Origin of the sequence: Caulobacter sp. Root1472, from assembly GCF_001426985.1 — a bacterium.
Taxonomy (GTDB): Bacteria; Pseudomonadota; Alphaproteobacteria; order Caulobacterales; family Caulobacteraceae; genus Caulobacter; species Caulobacter rhizosphaerae.
On record NZ_LMFX01000037.1, the window covers coordinates 1 to 25,985 of the forward strand.

Here is a 25,985-nt window from a genome sequence, read left to right on the forward strand (position 1 = left end):
GTTCATCCGGGGAGACCTCCGGCCAAGGTTGGAGCTTCGCAACCCCAGCTTCTCAGCCGCTCCCCGGGTGAACAACCTTCATAGCTTCGACACCTAGGTCTTCTTCTCGAAAGCCGCGCTGATATCGATGGTCGTCGCGTCGCTGACCACGGGGACCCACTTGCCGATCCCGAAGTCCGAGCGGTTGATCTGGCCCTGGGCCTTGAAGCCGATGGTGAAGACCTTGGTGAAGTGGTTGGGGCCCGCGCCGGTGAAGGTGGCGTCGAGCACGATCGGCCTGGTGACGCCGTGCAGGGTCAGGTCGCCGGCGACCTTGGCCGTCGTCGGTCCGGTGGGGGTCACCGAGGTCGAGACGAAACGCATCTGCGGATACTTCGCCGCGTCGAAGAAGGTCGAGGACAGGAACTGGGCGTCCAGGTCCTTGTTGGTCGTCGAGACGGTGGCGATCGGCACGGAGACGTCGAGCTTGGCGTCGCCGAGCGCCTTGGGATCGATCATCAGCGTCCCCTTGGCGCCGGGAAACGTGCCCCAGAACTCGCTGATGCCCATGTGGATCGTGCCGTAGCGGACCAGCGTCTCCTTGGAGTCCACCGTGTAGGTCCCCGCCTGCACGTCTTCGGGCTTGAAGGGCGACTGGGCGCGAGCCGGGCCGATGACGGCGGCGATCGCCAGGGCGGCCGCGAGGCCGGGCAGCATTCGGGTCATTCAGGAGTCTCCAGGGTTGGATGTGTGTTCGTCAAAGGCGCCGGCCGTGCGACACGGCGCCTGGACAGGGCGCCGACCGCCGTCGCGGAGTCCTGAACGGCCCTCTGAAAAGCTCTGAAAACTTCCGCCGAGGAGAATGGGCCGCCGCGATCTTCGCCCCTGGCCCTTGACGTCGCCCACGTTCGCGAGACCTTCACAGCGCCCGCCTGCTGTCCTTGGGCCCGTTCAGATCCGGAGTTTTCGCAGAACCATGAGCCCTCTCTCCGGATCCGCCTTCCGCGTCGGGGCCTGGTCGGTCGATCCGAGGTCGGGACGGATCACCCGCGACGGCGAGAGCCTGCGCGTCGACGACCGATCCATGCGGCTCCTGGTCTGCCTGGCCGAGCACGCCGGCCGGACGGTCACCATCGACCAGCTGCTCGACGAGGTCTGGGCGGGCGCGGTGGTGTCCCAGGACTCCGTCTATCAGGCGATCACCTCGCTTCGCCGCCTGCTCGGCGACGATCGTAAGGCGCCGGCCTATATCGCCACCGTGCCGCGCCAGGGCTACCGCCTGGTGGCCTCCGTCGCGCCGGACGTCGACCCGGCGACCACCACGCCGTCGCCGCCGTCGCGTCGCCGGCTCGGGCTGGTCGCCGGCTGCGCCGCGGTCGTGGCGGTGGCGGTGGGATTGGTCGTCCTGGGCCGGGGAAACACCGCCGACACCCTCCGGTCGCCGTCGCCTGCCGTTTCGCGGCAGCAGCCTCGACAGGCCTTGGCCGTGCTGCCGTTCCTTGATCTCACCAGCCAGGCCATGAACGAGGAGTATGTCGCCGACGGTGTGACCGAGGAATTGGTCACCCGCCTGAGCCGCATGGACGGATGGCGGGTGAGCGCGCCCACCGACTCCTTCGCGCTGAAGGGCAAGACGATGACGGTGGCGCAGACGGCGACGGCGCTGGACGTCGATTATCTGGTCGATGGCAGCCTGCGCAGGTCCGGCGACACCCTGCGGATCTCGGCGCGCGTCGTGCGCGCGGCCGATGGTTCGGTGGTCTGGTCGCAGAGCTATGACCGCTCGTCGCGCGATCTCCTGCAGGTGCAGGACGAGATCGCCGGACAGGTGGCCGAGGCGCTGGGACGGTGCTGCCGGGGCCCGCCGCAGCCGTCGCGGGGTGGCGCGGCGCGGGCGGCCGTACCGTAGGTTTCCGCGTGGTCCTGTTGGCGCCTACCCCGCCGCCCCGCGGCTCTCCCAGCCCTCGACGAACGGGAACCGCTCGGCCCAGAACGCCGCCAGCCGCGGATCGGCGTCCACTCGCCGGACCACCTGGCTCATCTTCGGCGCGACCTCGTAGAACCGCTTGCGCCGCGGCCCCCAGCGGCTGACCACGGCGACATAGAGGTCGAGCACGGTCAGGTCGTCGCCCAGCAAGTAGCGGCCGGGATCGAGTTGGCCTTCCATCATCTCCCAACACGCGGCGATGCGCTCGGCGGTCGCGGCCTTGATCCGGGCCTGGACCTCGGGATCCGGCCCACCCAGGCGCGAGGGCTCGTCGCGCACCCAGAACAGCGAATAGATCGCCGCCGGCACGAACACCATCCAGCGCAGGAACTGGCCGCGCAGGGGCGCGTCCGGGGCCGGCGCCAGCCGCGCCTCGGGATGGCGGTCGGCCAGCCACAGCAGGATGGCGGCGCTCTCGGTGATCGTCTCGCCGTCGGGCGTGACCAGGGCGGGGATCTGGCGAAGCGGGTTGACGCCGGCCACCTTGGCCTGCTCGGCCTCGCCTTCCCAGGTCGGCGCCTCGACGATCTCATAGGGTAGGCCGATCAGCGTCATGGCCGCTTCGGCCGGCACGCCGCCCGATCCGACGGCGCTGAACAGGGTGAACGGCTTTTCCACAGGTGAGGCCCTATGTTGTGGATACGACGCCTCGTCACACTACATCTGGTAGACAGGAGGGGCGTGCGTCTGGCTAAATGCTAACGTACGTTATCCTAGTTCGTTCGACCGATTCTCGCCGCAGTTCTCGCCCCAAGGGTTCCTCGATGTCCGCCAAGCTGATCACCACGCCCGGCCTGCTGACCCCCTCCGGCGCCTACAAGCCCTTCCGCTACCCGTGGGCCCACGAGTTCTGGAAGAAGCAGCAGCAGGTCCACTGGATGCCCGAGGAAGTGCCGCTGGGCGAGGACCTCAAGGACTGGGCCGTCAAGCTGAACGACAAGGAACGGAACCTGCTGACGCAGATCTTCCGCTTCTTCACCCAGTCCGACGTCGAGGTCGCCGACAACTACATGGAGCGCTACGGCCGGGTGTTCAAACCCACCGAAGTGAAGATGATGCTGTCGTCGTTCGCCAATATGGAGACCATCCATATCGCGGCCTACGCCCTGCTGCTGGAAACCATCGGCATGCCGGAGAGCGAGTTCGGCGCGTTCATGGAATACCAGGCCATGCGCGACAAACATGACTTCATGCAGAAGTTCGGCGTCGACTCCAACGCCGACATCGCCCGCACCCTGGCCATGTTCGGCGGCTTCACCGAGGGCCTGCAGCTGTTCGCCTCGTTCGCGATGCTGATGAACTTCCCGCGCTTCAACAAGATGAAGGGCATGGGCCAGATCGTCTCGTGGTCGATCCGCGACGAGAGCCTGCACTGCGAAGGCATCATCAAGCTGTACCACACGTTCAACAAGGAGACCGGGGCGGTCACCAAGGCCGTGGCCGACGACATCGTCGACTGCTGCAAGACCGTGGTCACCATGGAGGACGCCTTCATCGACCTGGCCTTCGAGCAGGGCGACGTGCAGGGCATGACCCCGGACGACATCAAGCAATATATCCGGTTCATCGCCGACTGGCGCCTGCGCCAGCTGGCCCTGCCGGAGGTCTATGGCGTGAAGGAAAACCCGTTGCCCTGGCTGCAGTCGCTGCTGTCGGGCGTGGAGCACGCCAACTTCTTCGAGGCCCGGGCCACCGAATATTCCAAGGCGGCCACCCGGGGCCAATGGCACGGCGCGGAAGGCGTGTGGTCGAGCTTCGACACCATGCTGCAGAAGCGCTCGGAGAACACCCTGCCGGCCGAATAAGACAGGCCAGAAGAAGCAGGGACAACGGGGATAACATGCCGCCGCCCTCGAAAGGGGGCGGCGTTTCTTTGTCTGGAGTTTGGTGATGACGCGGATAGCGGTGATCGGTCCGGGCGCGGTGGGCGGCGTGGTCGCCGCCTGGCTGGCCCAGAACCCCGGCTTGGAGGTCGAGGTCTGCGCGCGCACGGCCTTCGACCGGCTGGAGGTCGAGACCCCGGGCGGGCCGCTGACGGCCAGCCCGCGCGTGCTGACCGCGCCGGACCAGGCCTCACCGGTCGACTGGGCGATCGTCACGACCAAGACCTATGACGCGGCCGCGACCGGCGCCTGGCTGGCCCGCCTGGTCGGGTCGGACACCCGTGTTGCGGTGCTGCAGAACGGCGTCGAGCACGTCGAGCGCTTCACGCCCTATGTTCCCGCCGAACGGATCACCCCCGCGGTGGTCGACATCCCGGCCGAGCGCAGCGCCCCCGGGCGGGTGCGCCAGCGGCGCGACGGCGTGATCCTGGTTCCGGACGGGGCGGCGGGCGAGGCCTTCGGGGCCCTGTTCGCCCACACCCCGATCGCCGTCTCGACCACGGCCGACTTCAGGACCGCCGCCTGGAAGAAGCTGGCCCTCAACTGCGCCGGCGCGGTCAACGCCCTGACCCTGCAGCCGGCGGGCGTGGCCCGGCGCGAGCCGGTCGCCGAGATCATGCGGGCCCTGGTCGGCGAATGCGTGGCGGTGGGCCGGGCCGAGGGGGCGGACCTGCCGTCCGACCTGCCCGAAAAGGTGGTCGGGGGCTATCGCGCCGGCCCGCCCGACGGGATCAACTCCCTGCACGCCGACCGCGCCGCGGGGCGGCCGATGGAACTGGACGCCCGCAACGGCGTGATCGTCCGGCTGGGCGCGCGACACGGGATCGCCACGCCAGTCAATGCGATGATGGTGGCGCTGCTGGAGGCGGCGGCTACGTCTTGAGGAAGCCGCCCAACAGGTCGCCGACCGCGCCGCCCAGGCCCTCGGTCGGCAGCTGACCGCCGGGCGTCAGGCGGTCGACCAGGCCCGGCAGCAGCTCGGCCAGCTTGGCCGCGCCGACTTGCGGATCGACGCCCAGCTTCTCGGCGAACTGGCCGATCGCGCCCGAGCCGAGCACGGCCTGGACCTGTTCGGCCGAGATGGGGTGGTTGGCCCCGTTGGAAACCCAGGACTGGGCGACCTCGCCAAGGCCGCCCTTCTGGAACGCCTCGACCAGGCCGCTGACGCCGCCCGCCGCGCCCTGGCTGGCGATGGTCTCGACCAGGCTCGAAAGGTCGCCGCCGCCCTGGCCGCCGACGGCGCCCATCAGATTATCCAGCAAGCTCATGCGACTCTCTTCGGCTGACAGGCGTCCGGAAGCGGGCACCAGGGAAATCCAAGGTCCGACCGTGAGCGAGTCGCGACGACGCGCCTCTACGGCCGGTCCTTCTTCGGGATGGCCGCGATCTGTTCGGCCGAGAGCTTGGTGATCGACTTGGCCATGATCGGCATGGCGAAGCCGAAGCCGTCGGAGACCCGCAGGTCCAGGTCGAGCGGATTGCACACCGAATCGATGCCGCGGACCACCGACACCAGGTGCACGCCGGGCGAGGTCAGCTGGCTGGTGCCGTGCGACAGCTCCACCTGGTAGACGTCGCGGTTGCGCACCCTCAGATACAGGGTGTCGCGATCGGGCGCGCTCCAGCCGTCCCAGTCCGACAGATAGAAGCAGCTGCGAGCCGGCTTGGCGGCGGCGCCCGTGGTTTCGTCGGGCGCGTTGGCGGCCAGGGCCGGCGCGGAGGCGGCCAGGAGCGCCGTCGTCAGCAGGCCGGCCCGGATCATGGATTTGACGTTCATGGCGGTCTTCCTAACCGAGGTCCCTCGGGGGGAGAGATTGGTCTTCTCCCCTCCGAAGTCAATCGGTCGCGCTTGGCGGTTCAGGCCTTGGCGGCCTCGGCCGGCGGCTCCGGATCGTCCAGCTCGCCTTCCCACTTGGCGACCACGGCGGCGGCGACCGAATTGCCGACCACGTTGGTGGCGCTGCGGCCCATGTCCAGCAGGTGATCGACGCCCAGCACCAGGGCGATCCAGGCCTCGGGCAGGCCGAAATAGGTGAGCGTGGCCATGATCACCACCAGCGAGGCCCGCGGCACCCCGGCCATGCCCTTGGAGGTGACCATCAGCAGCAGCAGCATCGAGGCCTGCTGCTCGAGCGTCAGGTGGACGCCGTGCACCGACGTGATGAACAGGGTCGCGAAGGTGCAGTACATCATCGAGCCGTCGAGATTGAACGAGTAGCCCAGCGGCAGGACGAAGCTGACGATCTTGCGGCGCACGCCCAGGGTCGGCAGGCCGTCCAGCAGGCGCGGATAGGCCGCTTCCGAGCTGGCGGTCGAGAAGGCCAGCAGGGCGGGGGTGCGGATGAAGCCGAACAGCGGGATGGCCCGCTTGCCCAGGAAGAACAGGGCGGCCAGGAACAGCAGCAGCCACAGCGTGCCCAGGCCCGCATAGAACGAGCCGATGAAGCGGGCGTAGACCCCCAGGATCGACAAGCCCTCCTTGGCCACGGTGTTGACCAGGGCGCCGAAGATGGCCAGCGGGGCCAGGGCCATCACGAAGCCGGTGACCTTCAGCATGATCGAGGCGGCTTGCTCGGTGACCTCCAGGACCGCCGGGGCCTTGTTGTCCAGGGTGGCGACGGCCGTGCCGACGAACACCGAGAAGACGACGATCTGCAGGATCTCGTTCTTGGCCATCGCCTCGAACAGCGAGGCGGGAATCAGGTGGTCGATGAAGCTCTTGACCGTGAAGGCGCCCACGGCCGATGGCGGCGCGCCGGCCTCGGCCACTTCCTTGAGCACCACGCCGTGGGCGGGGTCCAGCAGGTGGAACATGCCGATGCCGATCAGCAGCGACAGGATCGAGGCGACCAGGAACCAGCCGATCGCCTTGACCCCCACGCGGCCGACCGCGGCGGCGTCCTCCATGTGGGCGATGCCGGCCACCAGCGTCGTGAACACCAGCGGCGCGATGATCATCTTGATCAGGCGCAGGAAGATGTAGGGCAGCAGCGAGGCCAGGTCGGCCGCCTTCTTGGTCCCGTCCGCATCCAGGTACTGGTTGCAGGCCCAGCCGACCAGGACCCCGAGGATCATGGCGGCGACGATCAGGAAGGCGAAACGTCTGTTCATAAGGTCCCCTCGGGCGCCGGACGGTCTTCTTGCGGACGGACGCTGTCGACGCCACGGATCTGTACGTTGTCACCCGACGTCCGGACCAGGCGCGAGGTCGCTCCCGCCATCATCCGCCCCACGTCTGGGCATTTCATCCCTTGTGGCCGACGAAATCGGCTTCGTCCATGCCCCAGAGCCCGTGAGGAGCCCTCTTGCGGCCTTAGCCTAGAAAAGGCGGCGGAACGCTGATATAGGGCGCCATGTCAAACCAAGAAAAAGCAATCGCCGCGGTCGAGCGGCTCAATCAAGAATACGAACGCGCCGTCGACGCCCTGCGGACCGCGCTTCGCGCCTACCTCGAAAACGGAACCCGGCCCGACCCGCAAGCGCGGTTCGACGGCACGTTCGCCTATCCCGAGCTGCGGCTGATCTACGATCCCGAGGCCCTGCCGCCCAAGCTGGCGCGCTCCTACGCCCGGGTCAGCCGGCCCGGCGTCTACGCCACGACCATCACCAAGCCCAACCAGTTCCGCGACTACCTGGTCGAGCAGCTGACCCTGCTGATGAACGACTTCCACGTCGAGATCGAGATCGACCGGTCCAGCCAGGAGATCCCCTATCCCTACGTGCTGGACGCCAGCATCGACCTGAACCAGGCCGACGTCCGCAGCGAGGACATCGCCCGCTTCTTTCCGACCACCGACCTGGCCTTCATCGGCGACGAGATCGCCGACGGGGTGTGGAACCCGGCCATGGAGGAGAACCGGCCGCTGGCCCTGTTCGACGGCCTGCGCACCGATTTCTCGCTGGCCCGGCTGAAGCACTACACCGGCGCCCCGGCCGAGGACGTGCAGCAGTTCATCCTGTTCACAAACTACAACCGCTATGTCGACGAGTTCGTCCGCTGGGGCATCGAGCAGCTGCAGCAGCCGGACAGCCCCTACACGGCCCTGTCGTGCGCGGGCGGGCTGACGATCACCGCCAACACCGCCAATCCCGAACTGGCGGTGGCCGAGTCGACCTGGCGCAAGCACCAGATGCCGGCCTACCACCTGATGGCCGCCGGCGGCCGGGGCATCACCCTGGTCAATATCGGGGTGGGCCCGTCCAACGCCAAGACCATCTGCGACCACCTGGCGGTGCTGCGCCCGCAGGCCTGGCTGATGATCGGCCACTGCGGCGGCCTGCGCGACACCCAGACCATCGGCGACTACGTGCTGGCCCACGCCTATCTGCGTGACGACCACGTGCTGGACGCCGTGCTGCCGCCCGAGATCCCGGTGCCGTCGATCGCCGAGGTCCAGCGCGCCCTCTACGACGCCTCCAAGGCGATCAGCGGCGACTCCGGCGATCAGCTCAAGAAACGCCTGCGGACGGGCACGGTGGTCACCACCGACGACCGCAACTGGGAACTGCGCCACAGCCTGTCGGCCCTGCGCTTCAACCAGAGCCGGGCCGTGGCCATCGACATGGAAAGCGCCACCATCGCCGCCCAAGGCTACCGCTTCCGGGTGCCGTACGGGACGCTGTTGTGCGTGTCGGACAAACCGCTGCACGGCGAGATCAAGCTGCCCGGCCAGGCCAACGCCTTCTACGAGCGGGCGATCAGCCAGCACCTGCAGATCGGCATCCTGACCTGCAAGCTGCTGCTGGAGGAAGGCCCGAACCTCCACTCGCGCAAGCTGCGAGCCTTCGACGAGCCGCCGTTCCGGTGAAGCCGCCAAACTAGATCCTCCCCCACAGGGGGAGGTTTTATTGGGTCGCCTTCAGAAACCCCACGATCGTCTCCGCCAGGGCCGGCTCCATCACCGCGCTCAGGTGGTCGCCCGGGACCCGGACGGCCCGGGCGTCGGCCATCATGGCCGCCAGCGCCTCGACCGAGCCGTTGTCGTCGTCGCGCTGCCCGGCCACCACCAGGGTCGGGACGTCGATCGCCGCGATCGCCTCGGCCGAGGTCGCCGCGAACGAGGCCAGCACGCCCAGCATGGCCTCGGGCTTGAGACCGCCGGCCGCCATCATAGCCTGCACCCGCCGGCCGGCCCGGGGATCGCGCGCGGCCTCGCCGTGCCGGATGGCGTCCTCGAACATCGCCGCCCGCGCCCCGGCCTCCATCAGTCCGCGCTCGCCCATGCCGGCCAGGACCAGCTTGCTCGGCCGCGCTCCACGCGTCAGCATCCGCACCGCCGTGCGCGCGCCCAGCGAATAGCCGACCAGGTCGTAGTCGCTCAGATGCAGGTGGGCGACCAGGGCCTCCTGGTCCCGCGCCAGCACGTCGGGCGGCCAGGCGGCGGGGTCGGACGGGGCGTCCGAGCGGCCGTGGCCCCGCAGGTCGGGCGCGATCACCCGCCGTCCCGTGGCCGCCACGACGGCGGCGATCCCGGGCAGGAACCAGTTGCTCTCGGCGCTGGCCAGGAAGCCGTGCAGCATCACGGTCGGCCAGCCCGCCGGATCGCCCAGCGTGCGGTAGCCGATCGAGACGCCGTCGAAGCTCTGGAAGCGGTGCAGGTCGGTCATCGCCTCAGCTTGGCCCTGTCGCTCCACCCCGTCCAGCGTCTCGCTTTCGTCGCCGGCCGACGCTAACAAGCGGGCCATGACCCGTCATATCGTTCTGCAAGGCGTCGAGAACTTCCGCGATTTCGGCGACTACGCCGCCGGGGCGGGCCGGTTGAAGACGGGCCTGCTGTTCCGCGCCGCGCACCAGGCCGAAGCCACCGACGAGGACCTGGTCGCCATGGCGGGCCTGAACCTCCGTACGGTCGTCGACCTGCGCCGGCCCAACGAGCGCCAGCGCGACCCGTCGCGGCGCTGGGCGGGTTTCGCCGCCGAGGTGATCGACAACGACCTGGGCGTGACCGGCGAGGATCCCTGGCGCGCCTTCCTGCGGCAATCGGACCTGTCGGTGGCCTCGATCCGCGACTACCTGGTCGACTACTACCGCCGCGCGCCGTTCGCCGTGCGGCACCTGGACCTGTTCCGCCGCTACTTCCAGGCCCTGGCCGCGGCGCGCGGCCCGGTGCTGATCCACTGCGCGGCGGGCAAGGACCGCACCGGCCTGCTGGCCGCCCTGACCCACCACGTGGCCGGGGTGGCCGACGACGACCTGGTCGACGACTATCTGCTGACCAATGACGAGGCGCGCTTCGCCCGCCGCGGGCCGGTATTCGCCGACCTGCTGGAGGCCGAGCTGGGCCGCCGGCCGTCGGACGCGGCCGTACGCGCCGCCATGGGCGTCGAGGCCGACTACCTGGCCGCGGCGATCGCCGAGATGAAGGCCCGCGACGGCTCGCTGGACGGCTATCTGGAGCAGGCGGTTGGGCTGGACGCGCAAGGCCGCGAGGCGGTGCGGGCGCATATCCTGCTGTGATCGCGTACTTCGTCCGCGCTCTCAATACTGAACTCGTCATTCCGGGCCTTGTGCCCGGAACCCCTCGCTCAGCTGACGGTGCGTCGCCTTGGCGCGCTGGCGCGCCACACCACTGCACCTGCGGCGGATAAAGGGGTTCCGGGCACAAGGCCCGGAATGACGATCAAGAGGGGGAGCGTAGAGGGCGACAAGGCCAGGCGCGCCTAGCCCTCAATCCGCGCATTCGCCCGTGACAAACGCCCGTTTCAAAGTCACGCTCCACCCAAGTCGCCGCGCCAGACGGCGACCCTGTGAACAGGGTGGAACAGCATGAGTGAGGTCTCGGCCGCCGCGGCGGTTCCGGCAGGGGGCGAGCCCGTCGCCCCGTTGAAGTCGGGCCTGCCGCGCGGCGCCCTCGCCTGGATCCTGCAGCAGGGCGCGCGCGACCCCTATGTGATCCTGATCACCATCTACATCTTCTCGCCCTACTTCTCGCGGGTGCTAGTCGGCGATCCCGTCAAGGGCCAGGCCCTGGTGGCCAACATCTCGACGATCTACGGCGTGCTGACCGCCCTGACCGCGCCGCTGCTGGGGGCGATGATCGAGCAGTACGGGCCGCGCAAGCCGATGCTGGGGATGGTGACCGCGATCATGGTCCCGGCCCTGGTCGCCCTGTGGTGGGCCATGCCGGCCGGCGGCCTGCCGCTGATGGCGACCAGCGGCCTGCTGATCGTGCTGGGCGTGGCCTATAACTGGGGCGACGTGATCAGCAATTCGCTGCTGGGTCGCGCGGCGGGCGAGGTTCCGGGCCGCGCCGCCCTGATCTCGGGCCTGGGCTATGCGCTGGCCAACGGCCTGTCGGTGGCCCTGCTGGTCTTCATGCTGTGGGGCATGGTGCTGCCGGGCCAGGTGGACTGGCCGGGCGTGCCGCACGCCCCGCTGTTCGGGCTCGACGCCAGCCAGAACGAGCCCAGCCGGATCTCGGGTCCGATGTCGGGCGCGATCCTGCTGCTGGGCGCGATCCCGTTCTTCCTGTGGACCCCCGACGCGGCCCGCACGGGCCGTAGCTGGATGGCCAGCCTGCGGGCGGGGATCGCGCTGCTGCGCGACATCTTCGGCGACCTGAAGGGCCATCGCGACATCGCCGTCTTCCTGGGCGGGCGCCTGCTCTACAACGACGGCATGACCGCCCTCCTGGTGTTCGGCGGGCTGCTGGCGGCCGGGCTGATGAAGTGGGGCGCGCTGGAGATGCTGGCCTACGGCATCGCGCTGAGCGTCTTCGGGGTGGTCGGCGGCCTGGTCGCGCCCTGGTTCGATCGCACGCTGGGACCGCGCAAGGCCGTGCAGCTGGAGATCGCCGGCTCGCTGGCGGTGCTCGTCGCCACCCTGGGCATGGGCCGCGACAAGATCCTTTATCTCTGGTCCTACGACCCGGCGGCCCACGCGCCGGTCTGGAACGGGCCGCTGTTTCGCACCGCGCCGGAGCTGATCTATCTGGGCCTGGGCCTGCTGATCGCGGTGTTTGTCACCGCCCAGTACGCCTCCAGCCGCACCCTGCTGATCCGCCTGTGCCCGCCGGACAAGACGGCGGCGTTCTTCGGGCTGTACGCCCTGTCGGGCACGGCGACGATGTGGCTGGGCTCGCTGCTGGTGGCCCTGGCCACGGCGGTGTTCAAGAGCCAGGTCGGCGGCTTCCTACCGGTCGCGGCCCTGCTGTTGATGGGCTTTTGCGTGCTGTTCCTGGTCAAGGGCGGCGAACGGGAGGCCTGACCTCGCGTGCGAAGTCGTAGCCTCGGGGCGCGCGGGGCGGTATCACCCGCCGATGCGTCACGTCGTCCTCATCAGCGCCCCCTGGCGCGACCCGGTCTGGGCCGCGGCCCCGTGGCGGGACGAACCGTTCGTCTGCGCCATGATCTCCGGCGGCCAGGCGGGGCGGTGGTCGTACCTGCTGCGCGAGCCGGACGCCACGCTGACCGTGACCTCCGAGGATCCGCGCGACCCGTTCGCGGCCCTGGCCGAGCTGGTCGGTCCGCCCCAGGCGACGGATCCTGACGGCCCGCCGTTCCAGGGCGGCGTCGTGGGCCTGGCCGCCTACGAGCTGGGCGACCGGGTCGAGCGCCTGGACCTGCCGCGCACCGGCTGGCCCGACCTGGCCTGCGCCCGCTATCCGGCCCTGCTGGCCTTCGATCACCTGCAGCGCCAGGTGCTGGCGATCGGCCGCGGCGGCTCGCAGAGCTTCGCCCGGGCCCGGGCCGAGGCGGCCCTGGGCTGGCTGGACGGCGCCTCGCCCGCCCCGCACGACGGCCCGCTGTGCGAGGCGCTGAGCGCCAGCGACGGCGAGGCCTACGAGGCGGCGGTGGCCCAGGTGGTCGAGCGCATCGTCGACGGCGAGATCTTCCAGGCCAACATCGCCCGCGCCTGGACCGGGCGGCTGGTCGGCGGCGCCCATCCGTTCGACCTGTTCGCCCGCCTGCGCGCCGACAGCCCGGCGCCGTTCTCGGCCTATCTGCGCCTGCCGGGCCGGGCCCTGGTGTCCAACTCGCCCGAGCGGTTCCTGAAGGTGGCGCCAGGGAGCGAGGGCGGCGACCTCTCGATCGAGACCCGGCCGATCAAGGGCACCCGGCCGCGCGGCGCCGACCAGGCCGAGGACGCGCGGCTGATCGCCGAGCTGTCGGCCAGCGCCAAGGATCGGGCCGAGAACCTGATGATCGTCGACCTGATGCGCAACGACCTGGCGCGGGTCAGCCCGCCGGGCAGCGTCGCCGTGCCCGAACTGTTCAAGGTCGAGACCTTCGCCAACGTCCATCACCTGGTCTCGACGGTGACGGGCAAGCTGGCGCCCGGCCTGGCGGCGGCCGACCTGCTGCGCGCGGCCTTCCCGCCCGGCTCGATCACCGGCGCGCCCAAGGTCCAGGCCATGAAGGTCATCGCGGAGCTGGAGACGCCGCGCGGCCCCTATTGCGGCTCGCTGTTCTGGGCTGGGGTGGACGGGGCGCTGGAGTCCAGCGTGCTGATCCGCACGGTCGGGCTTGAACAGGACCGGGAGGGTTGGCGTTTGGAAGCCAGGGCCGGGGCGGGCATCGTCGCCGACAGCGACCCGCACGCCGAGCGTCTGGAGACCGAAGCCAAGTTCGCCGCCCTGCGCCGGGCCCTGATGGAGCCGCCTCGCGGATGACAGACGCTTTTCCTCTGGACGATCGGGGCCTGCTGCTGGGCGATGGCCTGTTCGAGACCCTGCTGTGGACCGGCGGCGACCTGCCGCACCTGGACGCCCACCTGGCCCGGATGGCGGCCGGCTGCGAGACCCTGGGCCTGCCGGTGTTCGACCTGGACGAGGCCCGCGCGCTCTGCCGCGCCGCGCCGGGCGAGGCGGGCCTGGGCGAGGTCCGCGCCGCGGTGCGCCTGACCCTGACGGCCGGCTCCGGCGGCCGAGGGCTGGACCGGCCGTCCGCCCCGGTTCCGCGTCTGGCCGCGACGGCGGCGGCCGCGGCGGTCGTGACCACGCCGGTCGATCTGGCCCTGGCCTCGACCCGTCGCAACGAGGGCTCGCCCGCCGCCCGGCTGAAGACCCTGTCCTATGTCGACAACGTGCTGGCCCGCGCCGAAGCCCGGACGGCGGGCGCCGACGAGGCGGTGATGCGCAACAATCATGGCGACTTGGCCTGCGCGGGGGCGGCCAACCTGTTCTGGGTGGCGGGCGGTTCGCTGTTCACCCCGGCGCTCCATTGCGGCGTGCTGGACGGCCTGACCCGGCGGCGGGTGATCGCGGCGGCCCGGGCGCTGGACGTCGACGTCCACGAGGTGGCCAGCGGCGCCGAGGCCCTGGATGCGGCCGAGGCGGTGTTCCTGACCAACAGCCTGGTCGGCGTGCGGCCGGCGCGGCGCTTCGAGGGCGAGACCTTCGGTCCCCACGCGCTGGTCGAACGCCTGCGCGAGGCGACGCAGTCCTAGAGCAAGCTCTAGACTTCTGTCTTCGCATCGCTTTTGCGGAAAACCGGCATCCACTTTTCCGCGCGATGCTCTAGGTGGGCGAGCGGGTCACCTGGTCGGAGAGCCGCGGCTTCAGATAGAAGGTGCGGCGGAAGGTCAGGGTCTGGGGCAGGATGAACTTGAAGAACGAATCGTATTCGTAGCTGGCGCTGCTCATGATCACGCTCTGGCCGGCCGGCAGCACGCCGACGGGGATGTCGACCACGGCGCCCCTCGCAGGGCAGTTGGCCGGGGCGTTGGACGCCTCCGACCACACGACCGTGTCCTTGCCGGTCGCGTCGGAGGCGACGCTGACCAGGCACATCCGCAGGGTCGTGGTCGGGAAGGGCGACATCAGCACCGCGCCCGCGCTGAAGACGTCGTTGCGGCGGGCGTCCGTGAATTTCTGGTCGCGGGCCACCACGTCGCCGATCGAAGACGCCACGTGGCTCAGGCGCCGCTGGGCCATCATGGCTTCCGTCAGTTCGGCCATGCCGAAATAGAAGAGGATCAGCACGGGCGCGATCAGGGCGAATTCGACGGCGGAGACCCCGCGCCGGTCGCGCCAGAAGTGGGAGAGGCGCCGGGTCATTGGCATTTGATCGGGACGAGGGTTTGCGAATAGGGCTCGTTGGTGAACACCGCCGCGAAGCTGATCTGGCGATTACCGGACGGGCCGGCGAGGGCCTCCTGCAGCAGCGGCGTGATCACGGGCCACTTGTAATAGCCGCGCACCAGGACGATCGAGCCGGGGCCGCCCGGATCGAAACAGGTGTTGGTGGGGTTCGGCGTCGGCAGGCCGCTGGTCTGGGTGAACGAGGGCAGGACGCGGACGTCCAGGGTCAGGGAGCTTGAGCACGACCCGCCCAGCCACGACATTTCGCCGCACACGGCCTGCTTGAAGCTGGCCGCGTCGCCGCCGTTGGTCTGCAACTCGCCGGTGCGGATCGTGCGGTCGACGACCATCAGCGCGTTCTCCAAGCCCATCGACACCAGAAAGATGAAGCCCAGCTCGATGATGGCGAAGACCAGGATCAGGAAAGGGATGGCGACGAGGGCGAACTCGATCGCCGTCGCGCCGTCGTCGGCGCGAGCGAAGCGGCGCAGCAGGCCCAGGCGGGCCAGAAGCTGGCGATGGTGTCGGGCTCGATCGGCCATGGCGGCGTCCGCGTCAGCGCCTTTGAAGAACATCAGGCCAGGCAGTCTAGGCCTCGCGTCCCTAATCAGGGGTTTAGGAGACCAAATCTAGGGGATGGCGGCCGGGGCGGCGCTGGGGGCGGGCGCGACGGGCAGGGCGGTGGAGCTCAGCATGGAGCAGCGATCGCCGCAGGCGTAGGTCGCGGTGCTGGCGCCCCGCTGGACGATGACTGCATGGGTCGGAATGTCGGAGACCACCACGTCGCGGTCGGCCAGGGCGCGTCCCTGGGCGTCGAAAGCCAGCACGGTGGTCGCGCCCGGCTTCTTGCCCAGCACCACCAGGGTTCGCTCGTTGACCAGGCTGACGTCGGCCACGGCCGGGTCGCCGACCACGATGTCGCGCACGGGCGCGCTCAGCAGGATGCGCGCGGCGCCGCCGGCGCCGATCGACAGCGGCGCGGACGGACTGTCGGCGGCGGCGACGGTGGCGACGGAGAGGCTCAGACCGGCGCAGAGGACGAGAGTCAGGCGGCGCATGAAGGTGTCTTCCCAGCTTGGTGCGGGATGAGCATGCCGCAGAATGGTCAATAAAGACCTAAGCTCGATGTTTGTGTATTGCTCCCGACTCTCGAGAACACCTTGGCGCATAAGGGGTTTTTGCTTCTATCGATATGGCGCAGTTAAGAGAAAGTAATGGTAAACCAAAATAAACCAACAAAAAGTTCGGAGAAACTATTCGCTGTTTACTGGGCATTAAGTGAGGTGGGCGAAATTGATCGTGTTTTCGGGGGTGAGCAAGTCGACACGGCTTGGAGCCCAGATCCACTTACTGACCAGGAGATCCACCATGTCGAAGTTTGTCACCCGCTTCCTGAAAGATGAATCCGGCGCCACGGCCATCGAGTACGGCCTGATCGTCGCCCTGATCGCCGTCGTGATCGTCGCCGCGGTGACCACGCTCGGCACCAACCTGAAGAACCGCCTGACGTCGGCCGCGACGGCCATCGGCTAAGGCGTCCGTCCTTAGGAAGACAAGAGGGCCTCGGCGGACACGCCGGGGCCTTTTTTGTTCCGATGATCGAGGAGCTTCCATCATGTCGAAGTTTGTCACCGCCTTCCTGAACGACGAGTCCGGGGCCGCCGCGGTCGAATACGGCCTGATCATCGCCCTGATCGCCCTGGCGACCGTCGGAGCCTTCGGCCTCCTCGGCGGCGACGTGAAGAGCGCCTTCCAAGCCGCCGCCGATCAGCTTGCGGGCGGCTGAGCCACCGTAGATCGAACGGGAACGTGGCGGCGAGGCCGAGCGTCCTGTTCCATCACCGCGGCGCGGATTTCGTCACGCGGGAAACCATTGCTTCACGAGATCGGCGCACACTGCCGCCGATTGAACAGGCAAGGCCGCCATGCACACCCTTCAGTTCGCCCTGCTGCTGATCTTTCCCGCGCTGGTCGTCGTCGCCGCGCTGAAGGACGTCACCAGCTATACGATCCCCAATTGGATCTCCCTGGCCCTGATCGCGGCCTTCGCGCCGGTGGCCCTGGTCAGCGGCGCCTCCCTGGCGACCCTGGGCCTGTGCCTGGCGTCCGGCTTCGTCGCCCTGCTGGTCGGCATGGGCATGTTCGCGGCCGGCTGGATCGGCGGCGGCGACGCCAAGCTGTTCGCCGCGTCGGTCCTGTGGCTGGGCTGGCCCGCGGCCCTGCCGTTCATGCTGGTCACCGGCATGGCGGGCGGCGCCCTGACCCTGGGCCTCCTCAGCCTGCGCTCGGGCTGGTTCGAGCCGGTCCTGGCGGGCAGCCCGGCCTGGCTCCGCAAGCTGGGCGCCCAGGGCGGCGACATTCCCTATGGCGTGGCGATCGCGGTCGGAGCCCTGGCCGCCTTCCCGCAGGGCGCCCTGACCCTGGCCGTCGGCGCCTAGGTTCGCGCCCCGCGTCAGCCTGTCGCGCCGCCGGGCCGCCTTTCGGAGCGCCGCCTTTAGCCGCTGTTAACCATGGGCGCGCGAGCATGAGACGGGGGCCAGAAGGGCCATTGGACGATTCGTGCGTGATCGCCTGAAGGCGGCCCGCTTGACCCGTGTTTTCGTCGCTAGAGCCCAACCGCATGAATCCTCTTCGCGTCATGATCGTTCTGGTCGCCGCCGTCGCGGCCATCGGCCTGGCCGTGGTCATGCAGAAGGCCATGGGCGGCAAGCCCGCGCCCGCGCCGATCGTCCAGACCTCCGGCCCCGCGGCCAAGCCCATGACCCAGGTCCTCATCGCCAAGCACGACCTGGCCATCGGTGATCGCCTGACCGCCGGCGACGTCGACTGGCAGCCCTGGCCGTCCGACACCATCAACGCCGCCTTTATAACCAACGGCGCCGCCGATCCGGTCCCCGCCAAGGCGACCGCCAAGGCCGCCAAGGCGGTCGGCGACGCGGCCGGCGCGATGATCGGCGGCGTCACCCCGGAAAGGGCCGTCGAGGGCGCGATCGTGCGCGACCCGATCCTGGCCGGTGAACCCATCACCGCCCGCAAGATCGTCCGTGGCGGCGAAGGCGGCTACCTGTCGGTGGTCCTGGGGCCCGGCAAGCGCGCCATGGCCGTGCCGGTCACCTCGGAGACGGCGGTCGGCGGCTTCGTGCTGCCCGGCGACCGGGTCGACGTCATCCAGGCCCACGAGGCGCAGAGCGTCGGCGAGGGCGACACCGGCGGCGTCAAGCGGATGGTGGCCGAGACCGTCGTCCAGAACGTCCGCGTTCTGGCCCTGGACCAAGCCTCGGCGGCCGAGAAGGACGCCAAGACCATCGTCGCCTCCACCGCCACCCTCGAGGTCGGCCCGGTCGAGGCCGAAGCCCTGACCCGCGCCAAGGCCGCCGGTCCGGTCACCCTGACCCTGCGCGCCTATACCGACCTCGGCGGGCCCTCGGGCCTGGCGGTCGCTTCCCAAGATTCCGCCGTCGTCCGCATCAATCGCGGCGGCCAGACCTCCAGCATCTCGGTTCGCCCATGATCCGCCGGCTCTTTTCCACCTCGCTCGCGGCCGTCCTGGCCCTGGCGTCGTCGACCGCCGCCCTCGCCGACGGCCCGGCGGCCGGCACCCATCTGTATCGGACCCCGGCCCGGGTCGCGTCGCGTCCCGTCGAGACGGCCAGCCTGGCCCCGCCCGCCGACCAGGTGCTGCGGATCGACCTCACCGCGTCCGGCGCCCGGACCCTGAACCTGTCGCGCGGCAAGTCGGCGATCATCGAGCTGCCCGTCGACGTGCGCGACATGCTGGTGACCAACCCGGCGGTGGCCGACGCGGTCCTGCGCGGTCCGCGCCGGATCTACGTCCTGGGCATGGCCCTGGGCTCGACCGACGCGGTGTTCTTCGACGCCTCGGGCCGCAAGATCCTCAGCCTGGCCATCCGGGTCGAGCAGGACTCCACCGCCCTGGAAGAGACCCTGCGCCGGGTGCTGCCCAACGCCAACATCCAGGTGCAGGCGATCCGCGACAGCGTGATTCTGACCGGCGCGGTCGCCGACGCCAACGAAACCGGCGTGGCCTCGCAGATCGCCGCCAAGTTCGTCGACAAGCCCGAAAACGTGCTGAACATGCTGACCATCGCCGGCAAGGACCAGGTGATGCTCAAGGTCCGCATCGTCGAGGTCCAGCGCAACATGATCAAGCAACTGGGCGTCGATTCCAGCGCCGTGCTCGGTCAGGTGGGCGAGACCCAGTACAAGTTCGGCTTCGCGCCGACCTACGGCGTCAACAACAGCCTCCTGGGCGGCGCCCTGGGGGGCTGGGCGCGCGACACCACCAAGCAGCCGATCGCCGCCCCGCCGTCCCAGTGCGCCAACAGCACTGTGGTCGATGGCTCCAACCTCGGCAATTGCGTGGGGGTCGACCGTGTCGGCAGCCCCGGCCTGAACTCGGGCAAGGGCATGATCCAGGCCTTCGAACGCGTGGGCCTGATCCGGACCCTGGCCGAGCCCAACCTGACCGTCGTGTCCGGCGAGGCGGGCAAGTTCCTGGTCGGCGGCGAGTTCCCGGTTCCGACCGGCCTGGACAGCGCCAACCGGGTCAGCATCGAGTTCAAACCCTTCGGCGTGGGCCTGGGCTATACGCCGGTCGTGCTATCGGGCGGCCGCATCTCCCTGAAGCTGTCGACCGAGGTGTCGGAACTGACCAGCCTGGGGTCCTTCACCCTGGCCTCGTCCACCGGCGGTTCGAGCCTGGTCGTTCCGGGGCTGACGGTGCGGCGCGCCGAGACGACGGTCGAGCTGCCGTCGGGCGGTTCGCTGATGATCGCCGGCCTGCTGAAGCAGCAGAGCAAGCAGAACATCGACGCCCTGCCCGGCATGACCAGCCTGCCGATCCTGGGCGCCCTGTTCCGGTCGCGCGACTATCAGAACGGCGAGACCGAGCTGGTGATCATCATCACCCCCTACATCGTCGACCCGACCAAGCCGCAGAACCTGCAGACCCCCGCCGACGGCCTGCAGACGGCGAGCGACATGAGTACGGCCCTGCTGGGCCGGCTCAACAAGGTGGTCAAGGCGCCGGTCGGCGCGAACAGCGGGCGCGCCTACCAAGGCCCCGTCGGCTATGTGATCGAGTGAGAACGCGGACATGACGCGACCCCATCCTTCCTTTTCGCTCCTGACGGCCCCGAAACTGGCCGCCGCGGGTCTGGTCCTGGCGCTTCTGGCGGCCTGCGCCGCCCCGGCCGCCGGTCCCGAAACCGCCGTCGCGCCGCGCACCGAAACCCAGCAATGGGAAGACCGCGTCCATATCGACTCCCGGCCGGACGAGGTGCAGCTGGCGGTCCATGCCGAGGGGCTGTCGGTGGCCCAGACCCAGGCCCTGGACGGGCTGCTGGGCCGCTGGATGGCCGCCGAGGCGCGGGAGATCGTCGTCAACGCCCCGATCGGCGGGGCCGGCGGCGAGATCGCCGGTCGCATGGCCATGGCCGCCCGCCAGCGCCTGGTCGTCATGGGCGCGCCAGCCGCCAAGGTCCGGGTGACGGGCTATGACGCCGGGGGCGCGCCGGACGCGCCGCTGAGGGTCGGCTTCCTGCGCTTCACCGCCAGCGTCCCGAAATGCGGCGGCTGGGAGAACCTCGCCGCGACCCGCGACAACACCGCCTACGAGAACTTCGGATGCGCGGTGACCGCCAACATGGCCGCCCAGGTGGCCAATCCCGAGGACCTGCTGGGCCCGCGCGTCGAGACCCCGATCGACTCCGGCCGCCGCGCGACCGTGCTCGACAAGTACCGCAAGGGCGAGGTCACCTCGTCGGCCAAGGACGAGCAGTCCAACGGCGTTGTTTCGAAGGCGGTCCACTGATGGCCACGCGCAGCGATCACGATCCCTTCGACCTGGGCTTCGAGGCCGACGACGATTTCGCCACGACCACGATCGGGACCCCGTCCGCGGCCGGGTTGGGCGGCGACGACCCGTTCGTCGATTTTCCGTCGGTGCGTCCCCGCGAATCCGTCTCCGCGCCGTTCGCGGACCTGCCGCCGCCCGCCGCGCCCTACGAGCCCTATGCGCCCGTCGCCGCCCCTGCGCCTCAGGTCGACGTCGCCGGGGCGACCCAGGCGCCGATCGACGCGGCCGAACCGGTCGCGCAGGTCGCGCATCCGGTCGGCTCGACCCAGGCCCTGGTGCAGGAGGTCCTCGCCGCCGCCGACGCCGACATGGGCGAGGCGGCCGTGCCGCGCATCACCATCCACGCCTTCTGCGCGCGGCCCGAGACCGTCGCCCTGGTCGACGCCGCCTCGGCCGATCGGCGGATGGCCCGCGCCTCGACCATCGTCCATCCCGGCGGGCTGGAGGCGGCCGTGGCCTACTACCAGAACCAGTCGACGCCCTCGCTGGTGATGGTCGAGAGCCTGGACGCCGCGCCGCGCATGCTGGCCCTGCTGGACGGCCTGGCCCAGGTCTGCGACCCGGGCACCAAGGTCGTGGTCATCGGCCAGACCAACGACATCGCCCTCTATCGCGAGCTGATGCGGCGCGGGGTCAGCGAGTACATCACCCAGCCCCAGGGGCCGCTGCAGATCATCCGCGCGATCTCCAGCCTCTACGCCGACCCCTCCGCGCCGTTCGTCGGCCGGCAGATCGCCTTTGTCGGCGCCAAGGGCGGCGTCGGGTCCTCGACCCTGGCCCACAACTTCGCCTGGTCGATGGCCGAGCGCGTGCAGGTCGCCACGGTGATGGTCGACCTGGACCTGCCGTTCGGCACCGCCGGCCTCGACTTCAACCAGGACCCGCTGCAGGGGGTGCTCGACGCCCTGACCCAGCCCGACCGCCTGGACCCGGTGCTGATGGACCGGATGATGGTCCGCTGCGGCGACCGCCTGTCGCTGTTCGCCGCGCCCGGCGCCCTGGACCAGGACTACGAGATCCCCGCCGACGCCTTCGAGGAAGTCACCCAGAAGATCCGCGGCGCGGCGCCCTTCGTAGTGCTGGACCTGCCGCACAGCTGGAGCGCCTGGACCCGCCGGGTGCTGATCGCCAGCGACGACCTGGTGGTGGTGGCCACGCCCGACCTGGCCAGCTTGCGCAACGCCAAGAACATCGTCGACCTGGTCCGCCAGGCCCGGCCCAACGACGCCCCGCCGCGCCTGGTGCTGAACCAGGTGGGCGTGCCCGGCCGCCCCGAGATCCCGGTCAAGGACTTCGGCGAGGCCCTGGGCCTGACTCCGTCCCTGGTGCTGCCGTTCGATCCCAAGCCCTTCGGCCAGGCCGCCAACAACGGCCAGATGGTCGCCGAGGTGGCGCCCAAGTCGAAGGCGGCCGAGGGCATCGACCATCTGGCGCGCCTGATCAGCCGCCGCGAACCGCCGGCGGTCCAGAAGACGTCCGCCCTCTCCAGCCTGTTCAGGAAGAAGTAGGGCATGTTCGGCAAGCGCGATCAGGCCGCCGTCCGCACGGAGCAGGCGCCGCCGCCCGTCTCGACCGGCGCGCCGGCCATCGCCACGCGCCCGCAGCGCATCGAGCCGGCCGCCAACGAATCCGCGCAACCCGGCGCGCCGCCGCCGGCCGCCGCGCCGGCCAAGGCTGTCGGCCCCAAAACCACCAACGGTCTGGAGCAGCTGCGCGCCGCCCAGGGCGCGCCGCCGACCACCCAGGTGGTCCGCGAGCAGAGCGACTACTACCACGCCACCAAGACCACGATCTTCAACGCCCTGCTCAACACCATCGACCTTTCCCAGCTGGCCCAGCTGGACCTGAAGGCGGCGGCCGAGGAGATCCGCGACATCGTCGCCGAGCTGGTGGCGATCAAGAACGTCTCGATGTCGGTCTCCGAGCAGGAGCACCTGGTCCAGGACATCATCAACGACGTCCTCGGCTACGGCCCGCTGGAGCCCCTGCTGGCCCGCGACGACATCGCCGACATCATGGTCAACGGCGCCCACCGGGTGTTCATCGAGGTGGGCGGCAAGGTCCAGCTGACCAATGTCCGCTTCCGCGACAATCTGCAGCTGATGAACATCTGCCAGCGGATCGTCAGCCAGGTCGGCCGTCGGGTCGACGAAAGCAGCCCGATCTGCGACGCCCGCCTGCCCGACGGCAGCCGCGTCAACGTCATCGCCCCTCCCCTGGCTCTGGATGGTCCCACCCTGACCATCCGGAAGTTCAAGAAGGACAAGCTGACGATGAAGAACCTGGTCGACTTCGCGTCGATCAGCCCGGAAGGGGCGCGGGTGCTGGGCGTGATCGGCGCCTGCCGCTGCAACATCGTCATCTCGGGCGGCACCGGTTCGGGCAAGACCACCCTGCTCAACACCATGACCGCCTTCATCGACCCCACCGAGCGGGTGGTGACCTGCGAGGACGCCGCCGAGCTGCAACTGCAGCAGCCGCACGTGGTGCGCCTGGAAACCCGGCCGCCCAACCTGGAAGGCCAGGGGGCGGTGACCATGCGCGACCTGGTCAAGAACTGCCTGCGGATGCGTCCCGAGCGGATCATCGTCGGCGAAGTCCGCGGCCCGGAGGCCTTCGACCTGCTGCAGGCCATGAACACCGGCCACGACGGCTCGATGGGCACGCTGCACGCCAACAGCCCGCGCGAGGCCATCAGCCGGATCGAGAGCATGATCACCATGGGCGGCTACGGCCTGCCGTCCAAGACCATCAAGGAGATGATCGTCGGCTCGGTCGACGTCATCGTTCAGGCCGCCCGCCTGCGCGACGGCTCGCGCCGGATCACCCACATCACCGAGGTGGTGGGGCTGGAAGGCGACGTGATCGTCACCCAGGACCTGTTCGTCTACGAGATCAGCGGCGAGGACGCCGAGGGCAGGGTGGTCGGCAAGCATCGCTCGACCGGCATCGGCCGCCCGCGGTTCTGGGACCGCGCCCGTTATTACGGCCTGGAGCGCGAGCTGGCCGAAGCCCTCGACGCGGCGGAGTAGGCGATGCTGTTCATCCTCGCCGGCGTCCTCGGCTTCATCACCATCGCAGGCCTGGGCTTCGTGCTGGCCGGCGGCGGCGACAGCGGCTCGGCCAAGACGGTCAAGCGCGCCCAACTGATCGCGGGCGGCGACCGCCAGGCCGTCGCCGCTCGCGCCAAGGCCGCAGCCAGTACGCCCGACGCCCGTCGCAAGCAGATTCTCAAGACCCTGAAGGAACAGGACCAGAAGAAGAAGAAGGCGACGCTGACCATCGCCGCGCGCCTGAGGGCGGCCGGCCTGGGCGAGAACGTCCGGATGTTCTGGATCATCAGCGGGGTGATCGGCCTGTCCGTCGGCCTGGTGCTGCTGGTGCTGCGCCAGATGCCGATCATCGCCCTGGGTGCGGCCTTCGCGGCCGGTTTCGGCCTGCCCCGCTGGGTGGTCGGCATGATGGCCAAGGCGCGCACCAAGAAGTTCACCAACGCCTTTTCCGACGCCATCGACATCATCGTGCGCGGCATCAAGTCGGGCCTGCCGGTCCACGACTGCCTGAAGATCATCGGCAAGGAATGTCCCGAGCCCCTGGCCGGCGAGTTCCGCGTCCTGGTCGAGAACACCGGCATGGGCATGTCGATGGACCAGGCGCTGGAGCGCATGTACGAGCGCATGCCGACCAACGAGCTGCGGTTCTTCACCATCGTCCTGACCATCCAGGCCAAGACCGGCGGCAACCTGGCCGAGGCGTTGGGCAACCTGTCGGCCGTGCTGCGAGCCCGCAAGCTGATGGTCGAGAAGATCAAGGCCCTGTCGGCTGAAGCCATCGCCTCGGCCTTCATCATCGGCTGCCTGCCGCCCAGCGTCGTCGCGCTGATCTCGATCGTCGCGCCCAGCTACATGGCGCCGATGTTCAGCGACCCGCGCGGCCACCTGATGCTGATGGCCGCGGGCTTCTGGATGAGCCTGGGCATCTTCGTGATGCGCAAGATGATCAATTTCAAGTTCTAGGGGAGGCGGATCATGATCCATATGCTCACCAATCCCCAGACCCTGTTCAGCGCCTTCATCGCCATCGTGGTGTTCGCCACCATCGTCACCCTGGCCTCGCCGATGATGAGCAACAACAACCTGGAGGGCCGGCTGAAGTCGGTGGCCAACCGCCGCGAGGAGCTGCGCCGCCGCTCGCGCGAGGCCATGGCCCAGAAGGGCGGCGGCGGCGGTTCGCTGCGCCATGTCGACGAGGGCATGTACAAGAACGTCGTCGAGCGCCTGCAGCTGTCCAGGCTGCTGGAGGATCCCAAGGTCGTCGACAAGCTGGCCCAGGCCGGCTTCCGCGGCCCCAAGCCGGTCTCGACCTTCTATTTCTTCCGCTTCGTGATGCCGTTCGCGTTCGCGGTGGTGACGGCGTTCTACCTCTATGTCGTCAACGGCTTCGGCCTGCTGACGATGCAGAAGATCGCCATCTGCTTTCTGGCCCTGACGGCGGGCTATTACGCGCCCAACATCTACATCTCCAACGCCGCCCAGAAGCGCCGCGAGTCGATCGTCGCGGCGTTCCCCGACGCCCTGGACCTGATGCTGATCTGCGTCGAGAGCGGCATGTCGATCGAGGCGGCCATCGCCAAGGTCGGCTCCGAGGTCGGCTCGGCCTCGATGGAGCTGGCCGAGGAACTCAGCCTGCTGACCGCCGAGCTCAGCTACCTCCCCGAGCGGCGCCTGGCCTATGAGGGCCTGGCCCGGCGGACCAACCATCCCGGCATCCGCTCGGTGGTCACCGCCATGATCCAGGCCGAACGCTACGGCACGCCGCTGGGCGCGGCCCTGCGGGTGATGGCCAAGGAAAACCGCGACCTGCGCCTGTCGGCCGCCGAAAAGAAGGCCGCGGCCCTGCCGGCCAAGCTGACCGTGCCGATGATCGTGTTCTTCCTGCCCGTTCTGTTCATCGTGATCATGGGACCGGCCATCATCAAGATCCAGGACGTGATGAAGGGACGCTAGGGCGATAGCGCCGGGGCGGCCTACGAGCCTAGTCGGACGTTTCGGAGATTCTCCGCTCATCAAATTGATCCGTCATTCCCGCCACAAGGGCGGGAATGACGGAGGTTATTTGGGAAAGGCCGCTAACCATCTGTGGACGCCCCCTTCAGCGCAAGACGGATTTGAAGCTTTGACGCTCGATCGGATGCTGCCATCTGTCCGGCCTGTTGTGCGCCCTTCAGCGCTGGCCTG

At 69.4% G+C, this 25,985-nt stretch carries 27 protein-coding genes; 18 read left to right on the plus strand and 9 right to left on the minus strand.

The features are described 5' to 3' along the window. Window positions 1-93: 93 nt before the first annotated feature. Window positions 94-705 carry a YceI family protein gene (locus tag ASD47_RS20740; RefSeq protein WP_156402357.1) on the minus strand — a complete coding sequence of 204 codons (612 nt, stop codon included), beginning with the start codon at window positions 703-705 and terminating at the stop codon, window positions 94-96. Window positions 706-955: 250 nt separating this feature from the next. On the opposite strand from ASD47_RS20740, the gene ASD47_RS20745 reads away from it, so the two are divergent. Continuing rightward, window positions 956-1,888, plus strand: coding sequence for a winged helix-turn-helix domain-containing protein (locus ASD47_RS20745; RefSeq protein ID WP_082564734.1), 933 nt, complete (start codon window positions 956-958; stop codon window positions 1,886-1,888). A gap of 24 nt (window positions 1,889-1,912) precedes the next feature. On the opposite strand, the gene ASD47_RS20750 is transcribed toward ASD47_RS20745, so the two are convergent. Beyond that, window positions 1,913-2,584: a glutathione S-transferase family protein gene (locus ASD47_RS20750; protein ID WP_056760680.1), complete on the minus strand. Its 672-nt coding sequence runs from the start codon at window positions 2,582-2,584 to the stop codon at window positions 1,913-1,915. Between the two features lie 146 nt (window positions 2,585-2,730). Between ASD47_RS20750 and ASD47_RS20755 the strand changes: the two genes are divergently transcribed. Further along, window positions 2,731-3,771, plus strand: coding sequence for a ribonucleotide-diphosphate reductase subunit beta (locus ASD47_RS20755; RefSeq protein ID WP_056760683.1), 1,041 nt, complete (start codon window positions 2,731-2,733; stop codon window positions 3,769-3,771). A gap of 85 nt (window positions 3,772-3,856) precedes the next feature. Beyond that, entirely contained in the window at window positions 3,857-4,732 is an 876-nt protein-coding gene (locus tag ASD47_RS20760; RefSeq protein ID WP_056760686.1) for a 2-dehydropantoate 2-reductase, read from the plus strand. On the opposite strand, the gene ASD47_RS20765 is transcribed toward ASD47_RS20760, so the two are convergent. From ASD47_RS20765 to ASD47_RS20775, 3 genes are all read right to left on the minus strand, one after another. Then, window positions 4,722-5,117, minus strand: coding sequence for a YidB family protein (locus tag ASD47_RS20765; RefSeq protein WP_056760688.1), 396 nt, complete (start codon window positions 5,115-5,117; stop codon window positions 4,722-4,724). The genes ASD47_RS20760 and ASD47_RS20765 overlap by 11 nt on opposite strands. Window positions 5,118-5,203: 86 nt before the next feature. Then, window positions 5,204-5,626, minus strand: a complete 423-nt coding sequence (locus ASD47_RS20770; protein ID WP_056760691.1) for a DUF6491 family protein — start codon at window positions 5,624-5,626, stop codon at window positions 5,204-5,206. Between the two features lie 80 nt (window positions 5,627-5,706). Next, window positions 5,707-6,960 carry a dicarboxylate/amino acid:cation symporter gene (locus ASD47_RS20775; RefSeq protein WP_056760693.1) on the minus strand — a complete coding sequence of 418 codons (1,254 nt, stop codon included), beginning with the start codon at window positions 6,958-6,960 and terminating at the stop codon, window positions 5,707-5,709. Window positions 6,961-7,202: 242 nt separating this feature from the next. Between ASD47_RS20775 and ASD47_RS20780 the strand changes: the two genes are divergently transcribed. Continuing rightward, window positions 7,203-8,657: an AMP nucleosidase gene (locus ASD47_RS20780; RefSeq protein WP_056760696.1), complete on the plus strand. Its 1,455-nt coding sequence runs from the start codon at window positions 7,203-7,205 to the stop codon at window positions 8,655-8,657. A gap of 37 nt (window positions 8,658-8,694) precedes the next feature. Here ASD47_RS20780 and ASD47_RS20785 read toward each other — a convergent pair whose 3' ends face one another. Next, window positions 8,695-9,534, minus strand: coding sequence for an alpha/beta fold hydrolase (locus tag ASD47_RS20785; protein WP_235526042.1), 840 nt, complete (start codon window positions 9,532-9,534; stop codon window positions 8,695-8,697). On the opposite strand from ASD47_RS20785, the gene ASD47_RS20790 reads away from it, so the two are divergent. The 4 genes from ASD47_RS20790 to ASD47_RS20805 all read left to right on the plus strand — a co-directional run bounded on the left by ASD47_RS20790 (window position 9,533) and on the right by ASD47_RS20805 (window position 14,236). Continuing rightward, a complete protein-coding gene (locus ASD47_RS20790; RefSeq protein ID WP_056760699.1) occupies window positions 9,533-10,306 on the plus strand; it encodes a tyrosine-protein phosphatase in 774 nt (257 codons plus the stop codon). The genes ASD47_RS20785 and ASD47_RS20790 overlap by 2 nt on opposite strands. A gap of 309 nt (window positions 10,307-10,615) precedes the next feature. Next, window positions 10,616-12,055: an MFS transporter gene (locus tag ASD47_RS20795; protein ID WP_056760701.1), complete on the plus strand. Its 1,440-nt coding sequence runs from the start codon at window positions 10,616-10,618 to the stop codon at window positions 12,053-12,055. A 52-nt stretch (window positions 12,056-12,107) separates the two neighbouring features. Further along, complete coding sequence (gene pabB, locus ASD47_RS20800) at window positions 12,108-13,460, plus strand: aminodeoxychorismate synthase, component I (protein ID WP_056760704.1); 1,353 nt, start codon at window positions 12,108-12,110, stop codon at window positions 13,458-13,460. Continuing rightward, a complete protein-coding gene (locus tag ASD47_RS20805; protein WP_056760706.1) occupies window positions 13,457-14,236 on the plus strand; it encodes an aminotransferase class IV in 780 nt (259 codons plus the stop codon). Before pabB ends, ASD47_RS20805 begins: the two co-directional genes overlap by 4 nt. Before the next feature lie 70 nt (window positions 14,237-14,306). Here the strand turns inward: ASD47_RS20805 and ASD47_RS20810 are convergent, their stop codons facing one another. From ASD47_RS20810 to ASD47_RS20820, 3 genes are all read right to left on the minus strand, one after another. Beyond that, a complete protein-coding gene (locus ASD47_RS20810) occupies window positions 14,307-14,846 on the minus strand; it encodes a TadE/TadG family type IV pilus assembly protein (RefSeq protein ID WP_156402358.1) in 540 nt (179 codons plus the stop codon). Continuing rightward, on the minus strand, window positions 14,843-15,412 hold the full coding sequence (locus ASD47_RS20815) for a TadE/TadG family type IV pilus assembly protein (RefSeq protein WP_056760747.1): 570 nt from the start codon (window positions 15,410-15,412) through the stop codon (window positions 14,843-14,845). The genes ASD47_RS20810 and ASD47_RS20815 overlap by 4 nt, the downstream gene beginning before the upstream one ends. An 87-nt stretch (window positions 15,413-15,499) precedes the next feature. Beyond that, window positions 15,500-15,928 carry a pilus assembly protein N-terminal domain-containing protein gene (locus ASD47_RS20820; protein ID WP_056760711.1) on the minus strand — a complete coding sequence of 143 codons (429 nt, stop codon included), beginning with the start codon at window positions 15,926-15,928 and terminating at the stop codon, window positions 15,500-15,502. Window positions 15,929-16,238: 310 nt separating this feature from the next. Here ASD47_RS20820 and ASD47_RS20825 point away from each other — a divergent pair, with 310 nt between their 5' ends. From ASD47_RS20825 to ASD47_RS20870, 10 genes are all read left to right on the plus strand, one after another. Beyond that, window positions 16,239-16,403, plus strand: coding sequence for a Flp family type IVb pilin (locus ASD47_RS20825; RefSeq protein WP_056760715.1), 165 nt, complete (start codon window positions 16,239-16,241; stop codon window positions 16,401-16,403). Window positions 16,404-16,485: 82 nt separating this feature from the next. Beyond that, window positions 16,486-16,656, plus strand: a complete 171-nt coding sequence (locus tag ASD47_RS20830; RefSeq protein ID WP_056760718.1) for a Flp family type IVb pilin — start codon at window positions 16,486-16,488, stop codon at window positions 16,654-16,656. A 139-nt stretch (window positions 16,657-16,795) separates the two neighbouring features. Further along, window positions 16,796-17,308, plus strand: a complete 513-nt coding sequence (locus ASD47_RS20835) for a prepilin peptidase (protein WP_056760722.1) — start codon at window positions 16,796-16,798, stop codon at window positions 17,306-17,308. Between the two features lie 182 nt (window positions 17,309-17,490). Next, window positions 17,491-18,381: a Flp pilus assembly protein CpaB gene (cpaB, locus tag ASD47_RS20840; RefSeq protein WP_056760725.1), complete on the plus strand. Its 891-nt coding sequence runs from the start codon at window positions 17,491-17,493 to the stop codon at window positions 18,379-18,381. Further along, window positions 18,378-19,976: a type II and III secretion system protein family protein gene (locus tag ASD47_RS20845; protein ID WP_056760730.1), complete on the plus strand. Its 1,599-nt coding sequence runs from the start codon at window positions 18,378-18,380 to the stop codon at window positions 19,974-19,976. The genes cpaB and ASD47_RS20845 overlap by 4 nt, the downstream gene beginning before the upstream one ends. A gap of 10 nt (window positions 19,977-19,986) precedes the next feature. Then, a complete protein-coding gene (locus ASD47_RS20850) occupies window positions 19,987-20,703 on the plus strand; it encodes a CpaD family pilus assembly lipoprotein (RefSeq protein WP_082564735.1) in 717 nt (238 codons plus the stop codon). Continuing rightward, a complete protein-coding gene (locus tag ASD47_RS20855; protein ID WP_056760733.1) occupies window positions 20,703-22,256 on the plus strand; it encodes a CpaE family protein in 1,554 nt (517 codons plus the stop codon). Before ASD47_RS20850 ends, ASD47_RS20855 begins: the two co-directional genes overlap by 1 nt. 3 nt (window positions 22,257-22,259) lie before the next feature. After that, window positions 22,260-23,780 (plus strand): CpaF family protein, encoded by a 1,521-nt coding sequence (locus ASD47_RS20860; RefSeq protein WP_056760736.1) that lies wholly within the window; start codon window positions 22,260-22,262, stop codon window positions 23,778-23,780. 3 nt (window positions 23,781-23,783) lie between these two features. Beyond that, window positions 23,784-24,764: a type II secretion system F family protein gene (locus ASD47_RS20865; protein WP_056760739.1), complete on the plus strand. Its 981-nt coding sequence runs from the start codon at window positions 23,784-23,786 to the stop codon at window positions 24,762-24,764. A gap of 12 nt (window positions 24,765-24,776) precedes the next feature. Beyond that, entirely contained in the window at window positions 24,777-25,754 is a 978-nt protein-coding gene (locus tag ASD47_RS20870) for a type II secretion system F family protein (RefSeq protein ID WP_056760742.1), read from the plus strand. Window positions 25,755-25,985 lie beyond the last annotated feature (231 nt).

What these genes read in the sequence shown, in the direction of transcription:
- ASD47_RS20850 (WP_082564735.1), top strand. Translation starts at nt 19,987, where the DNA reads ATGACGCGACCCCATCCTTCCTTTTCGCTCCTGACGGCCCCGAAACTG.
- ASD47_RS20810 (WP_156402358.1), bottom strand. Translation starts at nt 14,846, where the DNA reads ATGACCCGGCGCCTCTCCCACTTCTGGCGCGACCGGCGCGGGGTCTCC.
- ASD47_RS20775 (WP_056760693.1), bottom strand. Translation starts at nt 6,960, where the DNA reads ATGAACAGACGTTTCGCCTTCCTGATCGTCGCCGCCATGATCCTCGGG.
- ASD47_RS20770 (WP_056760691.1), bottom strand. Translation starts at nt 5,626, where the DNA reads ATGAACGTCAAATCCATGATCCGGGCCGGCCTGCTGACGACGGCGCTC.
- ASD47_RS20785 (WP_235526042.1), bottom strand. Translation starts at nt 9,534, where the DNA reads ATGGCCCGCTTGTTAGCGTCGGCCGGCGACGAAAGCGAGACGCTGGAC.
- ASD47_RS20765 (WP_056760688.1), bottom strand. Translation starts at nt 5,117, where the DNA reads ATGAGCTTGCTGGATAATCTGATGGGCGCCGTCGGCGGCCAGGGCGGC.
- ASD47_RS20820 (WP_056760711.1), bottom strand. Translation starts at nt 15,928, where the DNA reads ATGCGCCGCCTGACTCTCGTCCTCTGCGCCGGTCTGAGCCTCTCCGTC.
- ASD47_RS20795 (WP_056760701.1), top strand. Translation starts at nt 10,616, where the DNA reads ATGAGTGAGGTCTCGGCCGCCGCGGCGGTTCCGGCAGGGGGCGAGCCC.
- ASD47_RS20830 (WP_056760718.1), top strand. Translation starts at nt 16,486, where the DNA reads ATGTCGAAGTTTGTCACCGCCTTCCTGAACGACGAGTCCGGGGCCGCC.
- ASD47_RS20755 (WP_056760683.1), top strand. Translation starts at nt 2,731, where the DNA reads ATGTCCGCCAAGCTGATCACCACGCCCGGCCTGCTGACCCCCTCCGGC.
- ASD47_RS20780 (WP_056760696.1), top strand. Translation starts at nt 7,203, where the DNA reads ATGTCAAACCAAGAAAAAGCAATCGCCGCGGTCGAGCGGCTCAATCAA.
- ASD47_RS20815 (WP_056760747.1), bottom strand. Translation starts at nt 15,412, where the DNA reads ATGGCCGATCGAGCCCGACACCATCGCCAGCTTCTGGCCCGCCTGGGC.
- ASD47_RS20740 (WP_156402357.1), bottom strand. Translation starts at nt 705, where the DNA reads ATGACCCGAATGCTGCCCGGCCTCGCGGCCGCCCTGGCGATCGCCGCC.
- ASD47_RS20855 (WP_056760733.1), top strand. Translation starts at nt 20,703, where the DNA reads ATGGCCACGCGCAGCGATCACGATCCCTTCGACCTGGGCTTCGAGGCC.
- ASD47_RS20805 (WP_056760706.1), top strand. Translation starts at nt 13,457, where the DNA reads ATGACAGACGCTTTTCCTCTGGACGATCGGGGCCTGCTGCTGGGCGAT.
- ASD47_RS20760 (WP_056760686.1), top strand. Translation starts at nt 3,857, where the DNA reads ATGACGCGGATAGCGGTGATCGGTCCGGGCGCGGTGGGCGGCGTGGTC.
- ASD47_RS20845 (WP_056760730.1), top strand. Translation starts at nt 18,378, where the DNA reads ATGATCCGCCGGCTCTTTTCCACCTCGCTCGCGGCCGTCCTGGCCCTG.
- cpaB (WP_056760725.1), top strand. Translation starts at nt 17,491, where the DNA reads ATGAATCCTCTTCGCGTCATGATCGTTCTGGTCGCCGCCGTCGCGGCC.
- ASD47_RS20790 (WP_056760699.1), top strand. Translation starts at nt 9,533, where the DNA reads ATGACCCGTCATATCGTTCTGCAAGGCGTCGAGAACTTCCGCGATTTC.
- ASD47_RS20825 (WP_056760715.1), top strand. Translation starts at nt 16,239, where the DNA reads ATGTCGAAGTTTGTCACCCGCTTCCTGAAAGATGAATCCGGCGCCACG.
- ASD47_RS20870 (WP_056760742.1), top strand. Translation starts at nt 24,777, where the DNA reads ATGATCCATATGCTCACCAATCCCCAGACCCTGTTCAGCGCCTTCATC.
- ASD47_RS20835 (WP_056760722.1), top strand. Translation starts at nt 16,796, where the DNA reads ATGCACACCCTTCAGTTCGCCCTGCTGCTGATCTTTCCCGCGCTGGTC.
- pabB (WP_056760704.1), top strand. Translation starts at nt 12,108, where the DNA reads ATGCGTCACGTCGTCCTCATCAGCGCCCCCTGGCGCGACCCGGTCTGG.
- ASD47_RS20865 (WP_056760739.1), top strand. Translation starts at nt 23,784, where the DNA reads ATGCTGTTCATCCTCGCCGGCGTCCTCGGCTTCATCACCATCGCAGGC.
- ASD47_RS20860 (WP_056760736.1), top strand. Translation starts at nt 22,260, where the DNA reads ATGTTCGGCAAGCGCGATCAGGCCGCCGTCCGCACGGAGCAGGCGCCG.
- ASD47_RS20745 (WP_082564734.1), top strand. Translation starts at nt 956, where the DNA reads ATGAGCCCTCTCTCCGGATCCGCCTTCCGCGTCGGGGCCTGGTCGGTC.